Source organism: Synechococcus sp. H60.2 (genome assembly GCF_047462315.1).
Classification (GTDB): Bacteria; Cyanobacteriota; Cyanobacteriia; order Thermostichales; family Thermostichaceae; genus Thermostichus.
The window spans coordinates 1-9,749 of sequence record NZ_JANSIZ010000084.1 but is presented as its reverse complement, the minus strand read 5'-3'; the positions used below and the strand labels follow the sequence as shown (position 1 = coordinate 9,749).

Below are 9,749 nucleotides of genomic sequence, written 5' to 3'. Positions count from 1 at the left end.
CTGATCAATCCATCCTGCTTCCGAAGTTGGTTTGCTAAGTGTTGCTACTGTACCCCTTGATTCCTTAACAGGCTGTACCTTGAGCTTGCAGGAGATAGTCAGGACTTGGGTCATGTCACGATTATCCGTCGTCCGCATTTCTCCCGACCCTGACCCTACGGGTACAGGGCGGGGCTCCTGCGGTTTCTAGCTGACAAGAGTAGTTACGATGTTCTCATCCAGGGGAGCCGCGGAGTTGTCTCGATGGGCCAGGAGATTGCCTCCTTCAGCTTTGGCGCAGAGGACTTTGCTGAGTTCAAAGCTCGGCTGCAGCAAGAAACGGATTTGCTGGAGCGCTGGCTGGCCGGTGTGCCGGGGCTGGATCCCGCCTGTCGACCTTTTGCCCAGGGATCCCTGGTGGGTGGGTTTGAGCTGGAAGCGTGGCTGGTCACCCCCCAGGGAGAGCCGGCCCCGATCAACTCAGCCTACCTGGAGGCCGTCAACAACTCGCTGGTGGTGCCGGAACTGGCCCGCTTCAACATCGAGATCAACGGCCGGCCTCAGGTCTTGGTCGGTTCGGCTCTGCGGCAGTTGCAGCAAGAGCTGGCGCAGACCTGGGATCACTGCTGCCGAGTGGCCGAGCAACTGCAGGCGGGGCTGGTGATGATCGGCATTTTGCCCACGCTGCAGCAGCAGCAGCTCACTTTGGAGATGATCTCGCCCCGCAAGCGCTACCTGGCCCTCAACGAGCAGATCCTAAACCTGCACCGGCGCGAGCAACCCTCAGGGATCCCGCCCCTGGGGCTGGCGATCGCAGGGCCTGCCACCCGGCTACGCGTCACCCACCCAAACGTCATGCTGGAGGCAGCCACCACCTCTTTTCAAATCCATCTGCAGGTGTCGCCCCACCAGGCAGCCCGCTACTTCAACGCTTCCCTGCTCGTATCGGCCCCCTTGGTAGCCCTGGCAGCCAATTCTCCCTATCTGTTTGGGCACGACCTGTGGGCGGAAACCCGCATCCCGGTGTTTGAGCAGGCGTTGGATGGCCCACCCCCCCTCGCCCCCACCCACCAAGCTCGCGTTACCTTCGGGCAAGGCTATGTCCAGGAATCCCTAATGGAGCTGTTTTGGGAAAATCTGCACCGCTACCCAGTGGTGTTGCCGCAAAGGCTAGCTGCTGCTCCCTCAGAGCTGGCCCATCTGCGCCTGCACAACGGCACCATCTGGCGCTGGAACCGCCCCCTCATCGGCTTGGATCCCATTCCCCACCTGCGCATCGAACAGCGGGTGGCTGCAGCAGGCCCCACCCTGCCGGACATGATTGCCAATGCGGCCTTCTACTTTGGCCTGGTGCAAGCTCTGGGATCCCGACCTCTTCCCCCGGAGCAGGAGCTGAGCTTCGCCCAGTGCCGCGCCAATTTTTATACGGCCGCCCGCTTCGGCCTCGAGGCCCCCATCACCTGGCTCAACGGTTGGCAGGGATCCCTGCGCCAATTGTTGTTGCAAGAGCTGCTCCCGCAAGCAGAGGCGGGCTTGGCGCAACTGGACTTGGCGCCCCAGGACATCCAGGAGTACCTGGGCATTCTCCGCGGCCGTGTCGAGTCGGGGCAGAATGGGGCCACCTGGCAGCGCCGCTACGTGGCTCGGCATGGTAAAGATATGCAACAATTGACCTGTGCCTACTGGGAACGGCAGCGGCAAGGTCAGCCGGTACACACCTGGGATCTCGGCTAGGGAAGCCGTCTCCCCATAGTTGCCGGCAGGGGGGATAAGTCACCGCTTGGGCATGCCTGCATCGGAAGGGATGCTTTCTCAAAGGTCAGGGCGACGACCTAAGCCACAAGCACGACAGCCAGTTGTTTACCTCCAGCTAAGGATGAGACAGTTCGCTACCCCAATCTCCATCTCCCCTCTCCCGTTGGGAGAGGGGCTGGGGGTGAGGGCCTATTTCCCGGATCCCCTCTGCCCTTGAGCAGCCAAAAGGTTTGCGTTGAGGTGCTTGTCCAAAAAACCGTATGCTCACTGTTCTCGATCACCTGCCGGAGCAACTCCTAGATTTAGAAGCCCATCAACTCTACGACCGATTGGGCGGGCCAACCCTCATCCATCTGGCGGGACGACGGGATCCCCCTCTGTTTGTTTCCGTCCTGCTGCACGGCAACGAGGTCACCGGTTGGCAGGCGGTGCGACAGCTTCTGCGCCGCTACGTCCAGCGGGAACTGCCCCGTTCCCTGTCCCTTTTCATCGGCAATGTGTGGGCTGCTCGCCAAGGACAACGGCGGCTAGACGGCCAACCGGACTACAACCGCATCTGGGGCCCCGGCTCCACCCCCGAACACGCCATGGCCCAGGCCGTCCTGCAGCAGATGCAGCAGCGGGGCGTGTTTGCCAGCGTCGATATTCACAACAACACCGGCACCAACCCCCACTACGCCTGTGTCAACTACTTAGATGCTTCTACCCTGCACCTGGCCACCCTGTTTGGGCGCACCGTCCTCTACTTCACCAAACCGGAAGGGGTACAGAGTATGGCCTTTGGGCGCTTCTGCCCGGCGGTGACCCTGGAATGTGGCAAGCCGGATCAGCCCCACGGCACCCAACATGCCTACGAATTTCTGGAAGCCTGCCTGCACCTGTCGGCGCTACCGCAACGCCCCGTCCTGCGACAGGATATTGATCTATTTCACAGCGTCGCCATCGTCAAGATCCCGGAGGAGGTGAGCTTCAGCTTTGGGGAAGCGGGGGAAGAGCCCAAGGGATCCCAGCCGCACCTGCGCTTTCTCCCCGATTTGGATCTCCTCAACTTTCGGGAGCTCCCTCCCCACACCCGCATCGGCTGGACAAACAACGGCTTCCACCTGGAGGTCCAAGACGAGCAGGGCCAAGATGTAGCGGATCGCTTCTTCTACGCCCAAGATGGCGAAATTCGCACCCGCGTGCCCCTTGTGCCGGGCATGCTCACCCTCAACAGCCGCATCATCCGCCAAGATTGCCTCTGTTACCTGATGGAGCGCTACCCTCTAGCTGGCTAAACTTCCGCGCTACTTCTGGGCGTAGTCTACATGGCGCAATGACGGACTTTCTCGCCCAGCTCGATTGGCCCATCCCCGCAAGAGGCAACAAGGCAAGCTCTTGTCCAGAACCCGGGCTTGCTGCAGAATGGGCTAGGAACGGCGAAGCAGCCACTCTCCGGCTGTGTGAAGATCCTGGGTTACCCGTCCGTTGAAGCAGCAACTCTGAGAAATCATCCAGGGATCCTGTCCTGCTGGCGTGAGCGGAGGTCTTTGCCCCAGTCCGTCAGGGCTTAGCGGGAGAGGGTATGCCTGGGGTTATTCTGGGTATAGCCGTTCTTCCGGAGTTGTGCCGCGCCCAAAGCGGGATCCAAACCCCAAAAAGCTTCGCTCTTCGGGATCCCAGCAGGTGCCAGCCCTGGAAGCTCTTGTTTTTTCCATTTACTCCATTTACGAGAGGGGGATGAAACTATGGATATGGATCTCCGTCCGCTGATCGTCCTGGCACCTATTGTTTTGGTGGTTGGCTGGGCAGCCTACAACATCATCAAGGCTGCCATCAAGGGGGAAGCCAAGCTCTTCGGCGAAAGGGGCAACAACCCCTTTGGCAAAGGCGGGAGCTGAAGGTGGGATTCGGTTGCAGCCGATAGGCTCTGTATGTCGGACAAAAATCTCCAGGGTGCAATGCCCCCTTCCGGCCTGGGCAGCGGAAAGTCGGCGGACGTCGTTGTCGTTGGCGCCGGGGTGGCTGGCCTAGCCTGTGCACGGCAACTGCGGCGGGCGGGGCTGGAGGTCTTGGTGCTGGAGAAATCGGTGGGTTTGGGTGGGCGCATGGCCACCCGGCGGGTTGAGCATGCCGGACAAACAGTGCCTGTAGATCACGGGGTTCAATATCTGACCCCCGATTCCGACAGCTTTTATCGCTGGGTGAAGGAGCTGCTGGGCCTGGGGCTGCTGAGGGAATGGACGCGCTCGTTGCACCTGCTGGATCGAGAGGGGCTGCGCCCAGAGGACTCCAATGCTGAGAAACCCCGCTACATCTGCCCCCAGGGCATGACGATGCTGGCCAAACAGCTAGCCACTTCCTTGTCCATCCACACCCAAACGCGTGTGGTTGGCCTCAGGCCGCTGGCAACCACCTGGCAATTACAGGCCGAAAACGGCCAGTGCTACGAGGCCGCGGCAGTGGTGATGGCAATCCCGGCTCCCCAGTTGTTGCCTTTGCTGCAAGAGGGGATTCCTCCTGCCAACAACCTGCTATCTCTGCTGGGATCCGCCGCCTACCAGCCCTGCATTGCCGTTTTGGCCGGCTATTCAGAGAGCACGCCGCTGCCGCCTTGGAAGGGGATCAAGTGTTTGCAGGATCCGATGCTGGCCTGGCTGGCCCTGGACAGCAGCAAGCGCCCGCAGCCCTTGCCGCCGCTGGTGGTCTTTCACGGGGGGGCGGAGTGGTCGTCGCTATATCTGGATGCTGGCCCCGCCGAGCTGGAAAAAGCTGGTCGAGAACTGCTGGCCCACGCCGCCAAACGCCTGGATCCCTGGCTGGCCTCGCCGCAATGGATGCAGGTGCATCGCTGGCGCTACGCTTTTCCCGTGGAAACGATAGGTTTGGCCAGCCTGGGCACCCACGTCCCTGCCAGTGCCGGCAGGGGGTTGCCGTTGGTCTGCGCCGGCGATTGGTGTGCCGGAGAGCGAGTAGAAGGTGCTTGGCTCTCCGGCCAGGATGCTGCTAAAACCTTGCTGGCAATGCTGGGGATCCCTGCGCAGGCCCGCTAACGGCGCCATGTTTCGGCGTGATTTGGAGTAGCTATATCAAGCTGGGGCTGAAGATGGCGGCGGGATCAAACTGCTGCTTCAGCTTGCGCATCAGGGTTGCTGTCGGGCCGAAATCGTGGGCCAGAGCTGTCTTCAGGGCTGCCGGTGCCTCCAGCAGCAGGAGAAACCCGCCTACCGACTTGAGGTAGCGCTGTAACTGTAGCAGGGATCCCACCTCAGGCTGGGGGATCCAAGCCCGCCCCAGGCCGCAGCCGCGATGCAGTTGCACCTGAGCTTTAGGAAAGAGGGACTGAAACTGCTCTAAAATGGCCAGGCTCCGGCTGGGCAAGCAGCCGAACTTGGCCAGAACCATTCCTGAAGCGGGTGGGGGCATGGACAAAGCCCCAGGGCCCGCCTCTTGCCAAGCCAACTCCCCCGCAGCCAGCCGCCGCACCTGGGCCATTTGCTGGGCAATTGCCCGCCCCGAGCCGTGGAAGCTGAGCCAAAGCTGTGGCCCTTCTGCCCTCAGCCAGAGATCCATCCCCACTGGGCTCACCGGCGCACTCAGCACCTGCCGAGCCAGGGCCTCCACGTCCGCTAGGGATCCCCTGGCCAGCAAAGTTGTCTGGGCCGCCGGCAGGGGATAGAGCCGCAGGCTGACTTGGGTCAGGATCCCCAAGCTGCCCAGGGATCCGGCGAACAGTCTTGTCAAGTTATAGCCGGCCACATTCTTGACCACCCGCCCGCCCGCTTTGGCCACCTCCCCGTCCGCCCGCACCCAAGTAATGCCCAGCACTAGGTCGCCAATGCTACCGTAACGCCAGCGCAGCGAGCCCGTATCGGCAGTGGCGATAATGCCGCCCACTGTGGCCCAGTCAGGGTAAAGGGGATCCACCGGCCACCATTGCCCCCGCTCGGCCAAGATGGCCTGTAGCTCCGCCAGGGTCATACCGGCCTCTACCGTCGCCGTTAGGTCAGCAGCTGCATGGTCGATCAAGCGGCACAGCCCACGGGTACTGAGGATAAGATCCACTGTCTCCAAGCGAGGAGCCCATCCCCACTTGCTCCCCTGCCCAAGCGGCAGCACCTTCTGCCCGCGGCACTCTTTTAGGAGCTGCACCAATTCTGGAACCGTCGAGGGAGTTTGGATGGGAATAGGAGCAGCCTGGCTGGAGAGAAAATCTGTCAGCGGCGGAGAAAAGGTCATCGAGAAGAACTGAGCTTAGAACGCACCAAAAGGTAAGCAAAACCTGAACCCCCACGTATCGGGATCAACTTGCCTGATTTCAGTGTAGGTGGCAAGCTCCTCCCCTGGTCAGTATAGCCGCGGCTCCCTCTGGGTAGCCGATGAAGCTCGCGATAGAGGCAGCTTCCCAAGTCCCTTCCCCGGGAACGAAGGGTTGGGGAGGGATCGCCTCAGCGGCACAGATCGATCTCAGGCAAGCTGGCAGCCGCTCAAACAAAATCCGTCAAATCTGTCTTCAATCAAACCAATTAAAGCTTAAGCCGATGACGCGAGGATGCTTGAAAAAAACAGAGTAACAAGATGATAATTGTCCCTTTTTAGACAAAGGCAAAATCTCGATAAGGTGTAAGAGTCGCAACCTAGGGCTGAAAATTACCTTCAATAGCAAGCTAAGAGCTTAACTTGTTCCTGAAGTCTCAGTCCATAAACCAACATAAATTAGTTGGATGGTAAGTTTAAATAGTGAATAGATGTAAAGATTTATGTCAAGATCCAAAACTTCTTTGCTCGACATGGTACTCTGAATTATAAGGTTAAAGTTAGGTTAAAACCATCAGCTACCTAGAGTCAAAACTACCTCTGAGTATTTTGTCTGGTTTTGGCTAAAGGCTCCTGGCAGCGATACTATTTAAAACTTTTTTTGACTGTAACTTTAAGGTTCAGTTGTCCTCTGACATGGTGGAAGATTTGCCCTCTCCATCGGGATCCCTGGAACAGTTGTTTGGCCGGATGCCGCCCTTGGTCGGGCTTGACAGCTCCCTTGCCGAGCTTCTCTCCCTGCTGGCGCAAAAGAATGGCTCCTGGCCCTACGCGTTGGTGGTGGACGCAGGCCGAGTGGTGGGCATTTTGACACCTGTGGACGTGTTGCGGTGGGTGGCCAGCGACCGCTCTTGGCAGGGATCCACCCTGGCTGAGGTGATGACCACCCCGGTCGTGACCTTGGCCGTCGGCAACTACCGCGATCCCTTGGCATTGTTGGAGTTGATGCGGGCCCACGGGATCCGCCACTTGCCGGTGGTGGACGAAGCGGGATCCCTGTTGGGGGTGGTGAACCAAGATGAGCTGTGCTGGCGGCTAACCTTAGGCCCGCCGCCTTCAGCAGCGGTCTGGAGGGAGCCGTCAACGGAGAAACTGGATCTACCAGATCTACAAACCACCCTGAATTTGCGCGTTGCCATCGAACGCGCCATTCCTCTGGGCATTGCCGCCGTCAATTCACAAGGCAGACAGATCTACGTCAACGAGACCTTTGCCACGATGGTGGGCTGGCCCAAGGAGGAGCTCATCGGGAAGGATCCCCCTTTTGTCTATTGGCCCCCGGAAGAGATGGGCAAGATCACCGCTGCCTTTGCCCAGGGGCGGCCCCCGCAGGGATGGGAGCTGACCTTCAGGCGCCGCAGCGGGGAACGGTTTCCGGTGCGGATTTTGGAGGCTCCCTGGCTAGATGCCCAGGGAAAGGTAATCGGCATGATCGTCAGCGTACAGGATTTGACCCCGGAGAAAGAGTTGCAAAACCAACAGCAACAACTTCAGCACTCTCTGCAGTATCAGCAAGATCTGTTTCAAAGTCTCTTCGAGCAAGCCCCGGTGGGCATGGCGGTCACGGATGCGGCGGGGCACTTGCTAAAGGTGAACCAGAGCTTTTGCCAGCTCACCGGCTACACCGAGGCCGAGCTCTTGAGCATGAATTACGCCGACATAACGCATCCTGAGGATCTGCGGCAGGAGGCAATCTATGTCGAAGAAATACAAGCGGGCCGCCGCCGCGGCTACCGGATGGAAAAACGCTACATCCGCAAAAGTGGCGAGATCCGGTGGGTGGATCTCTCGTCTTTTGTGGCGGAGACTCCCGAGAAACAGATTTACGGCGTTGTCTCAATTGTCGATATCAGCGAGCGCAAGCAGGCCCAGGAGCAGGTTCAATTGCAGCTCCACCAAGCCCGGCTGCTCAGCCACATCGTCCAAGGGATCCGGCAATCGTTGCAGGTGGAGTCCATCCTCAGTTTTGCTGTAGAGGAAGTTCGCCGTTTGTTGGATGTAGAGCGGGTGGTGATCTACCGCTTTTTCCCCGATTGGGTGGGCGAGATCGCCATGGAATCGGTTAGCCGGCCAGAGTTGAGCCTGCTGGGCCTGGTTATCGAAGATCGTTGTTTCGTAACCCAGTGGCACCAAGCCTATCAGCAGGGCCGCATTTCCGCCATTGAAGATATCGACACTGCCCCCATCCAGCCCTGCCACCGGGAGCTGCTGGCCAGCTTAGGGGTGCGGGCCAACTTGGTGGTGCCCATCTTGCAGTCGGCTGGCCCTGACGGCACAGACGGCGGGCTGGCCCGCCTCTGGGGGCTGTTGATTGCCCACCAGTGCAGCGCCCCCAAAAAATGGGATCCCTGGATGCCGGATTTTTTGCGACAAATTGCCGATCAACTGGGGCTGGCGCTGCAACAGGCGGAGCTGTTTGAGCAACTGCAAGCTGCCAATGCCGAGCTGCGCTACCAGGTGGAGGTGCGCAATGCCGAGCTGGCCCAGCGGGTAAGGTACGAGCAAATGCTGCGGCTCATTGGCGACAAGGTGCGCTCCAGCCTGGACGAACAGGAGATCTTGGCCACCGTGGTGCGGGAGCTGACCCAGGCTTTCCAACTGGGCGCCTGCGGTGTGGCCCTCATCCATCCGGAAACCCAGACCTACACGCTGGTCTACGAAGCGGCGGGATCCCTGCCCCCTATAGGCCAAGTTACCCTGCCCTTGGATCCCGTTCTTTTGCGCCAGCTTCGCCAAGGCCAGACCCTCTACTTCAGCACGGATCACCCGCTGCGGGGGCGCTGCACCTTCCTCGCCTGCCCCCTGTTTGTGGAAACGGGCTCGTTGCTGGGCTTTCTCAAGTTAGTCCGCTTGCCCCAGGAAGGGTTTATTGAAGCCGAGATCCACTTTGCCGAGCAGGTGGCCACCCAGTGCAGCATCGCCATTCGCCAGGCCCGCCTCTACCAAGAAACCCAGGCCCAGCTCCGGCAACTGCAGCGGCTCAACGAGCTCAAAGAAGAGTTTCTCAGCATGGTCTCCCACGAGCTGCGCACGCCTCTGACCAACATGAAAATGGCTTTGAAAATGTTGGAGGTGCGCGGTCTTTCCGAGGCGCAGATCCCCTATTTCCACATCCTCAAACAGGAGTGGCAAAAAGAGCTGGACTTGGTCAACGACCTGCTGGACCTGCAGCGGCTAGAGGCCGGCAGCCGCAGTCTGGAGATTGCCCGCTTCGAGGTGCGAGAGTGGCTGGAAAAGCTGGTGCCGCCCTTTGCTCTGCGCTTTCAGGAGCGCCGGCTCACTTTTGTCTCCCGCATTCCCTCTGAACCCATCCTGTTCAGCACCGATGTGGGGCTGCTCACCCGCATCCTCAGCGAGTTGCTGGCCAATGCTGCCAAATACACCCCTGCTGGCCAGCAGGTTTACCTGGAAGTGGCGGGCGATTCTTCGGGTCTCCATTTGCAGGTAATCAACACCGGCGTCGAGATCCCAGCGGAGCACCTGCCCCGCATTTTCGAGAAGTTCCACCGCATTCCGCAACTGGACTACGCCCACCAGGGGGGCACCGGCTTGGGCCTGCCGCTGGTGAAAAAGGCGGTGGAGCTGCTGCAAGGGATCCTGCGGGTGGAAAGCGGCGAGAACCGCACCCTGTTTGCAGTCAGCCTGCCGGATTTGGGCAGTTCTGCTCTCACCCCCAGCCCCTCTCCCTGAGGAACACCATCACCCCCAGCCCCTCTCCC

General features: G+C 60.0%; 6 protein-coding genes. 5 read left to right on the top strand and 1 reads right to left on the bottom strand.

What is annotated here, in order from left to right:
• Nucleotides 1-243 precede the first annotated feature (243 nt).
• From NW845_RS11290 to NW845_RS11275, 4 genes are all read left to right on the top strand, one after another.
• The gene (locus tag NW845_RS11290) at nt 244-1,713 is read left to right on the top strand and encodes a glutamate-cysteine ligase family protein (RefSeq protein WP_414378601.1); all 1,470 of its coding nucleotides are present in this window, start codon (nt 244-246) and stop codon (nt 1,711-1,713) included.
• 281 nt (nt 1,714-1,994) lie between these two features.
• Nucleotides 1,995-3,011: a M14 family metallopeptidase gene (locus NW845_RS11285; protein WP_414371438.1), complete on the top strand. Its 1,017-nt coding sequence runs from the start codon at nt 1,995-1,997 to the stop codon at nt 3,009-3,011.
• A 450-nt stretch (nt 3,012-3,461) separates the two neighbouring features.
• Nucleotides 3,462-3,614 carry a photosystem II protein Y gene (locus tag NW845_RS11280; RefSeq protein ID WP_414365453.1) on the top strand — a complete coding sequence of 51 codons (153 nt, stop codon included), beginning with the start codon at nt 3,462-3,464 and terminating at the stop codon, nt 3,612-3,614.
• Between the two features lie 33 nt (nt 3,615-3,647).
• Nucleotides 3,648-4,766 carry an NAD(P)/FAD-dependent oxidoreductase gene (locus tag NW845_RS11275; protein WP_414365455.1) on the top strand — a complete coding sequence of 373 codons (1,119 nt, stop codon included), beginning with the start codon at nt 3,648-3,650 and terminating at the stop codon, nt 4,764-4,766.
• Nucleotides 4,767-4,797: 31 nt separating this feature from the next.
• On the opposite strand, the gene NW845_RS11270 is transcribed toward NW845_RS11275, so the two are convergent.
• The gene (locus NW845_RS11270; RefSeq protein WP_414371440.1) at nt 4,798-5,952 is read right to left on the bottom strand and encodes an FAD-binding oxidoreductase; all 1,155 of its coding nucleotides are present in this window, start codon (nt 5,950-5,952) and stop codon (nt 4,798-4,800) included.
• A gap of 714 nt (nt 5,953-6,666) precedes the next feature.
• On the opposite strand from NW845_RS11270, the gene NW845_RS11265 reads away from it, so the two are divergent.
• Complete coding sequence (locus tag NW845_RS11265; protein WP_414378600.1) at nt 6,667-9,720, top strand: PAS domain S-box protein; 3,054 nt, start codon at nt 6,667-6,669, stop codon at nt 9,718-9,720.
• Nucleotides 9,721-9,749 lie beyond the last annotated feature (29 nt).

Excerpts from the sequence above, each read along its gene's own strand:
- NW845_RS11290 (WP_414378601.1), top strand. The coding sequence starts at position 244 with ATGGGCCAGGAGATTGCCTCCTTCAGCTTTGGCGCAGAGGACTTTGCT.
- NW845_RS11285 (WP_414371438.1), top strand. The coding sequence starts at position 1,995 with ATGCTCACTGTTCTCGATCACCTGCCGGAGCAACTCCTAGATTTAGAA.
- NW845_RS11280 (WP_414365453.1), top strand. The coding sequence starts at position 3,462 with ATGGATATGGATCTCCGTCCGCTGATCGTCCTGGCACCTATTGTTTTG.
- NW845_RS11275 (WP_414365455.1), top strand. The coding sequence starts at position 3,648 with ATGTCGGACAAAAATCTCCAGGGTGCAATGCCCCCTTCCGGCCTGGGC.
- NW845_RS11270 (WP_414371440.1), bottom strand. The coding sequence starts at position 5,952 with ATGACCTTTTCTCCGCCGCTGACAGATTTTCTCTCCAGCCAGGCTGCT.
- NW845_RS11265 (WP_414378600.1), top strand. The coding sequence starts at position 6,667 with ATGGTGGAAGATTTGCCCTCTCCATCGGGATCCCTGGAACAGTTGTTT.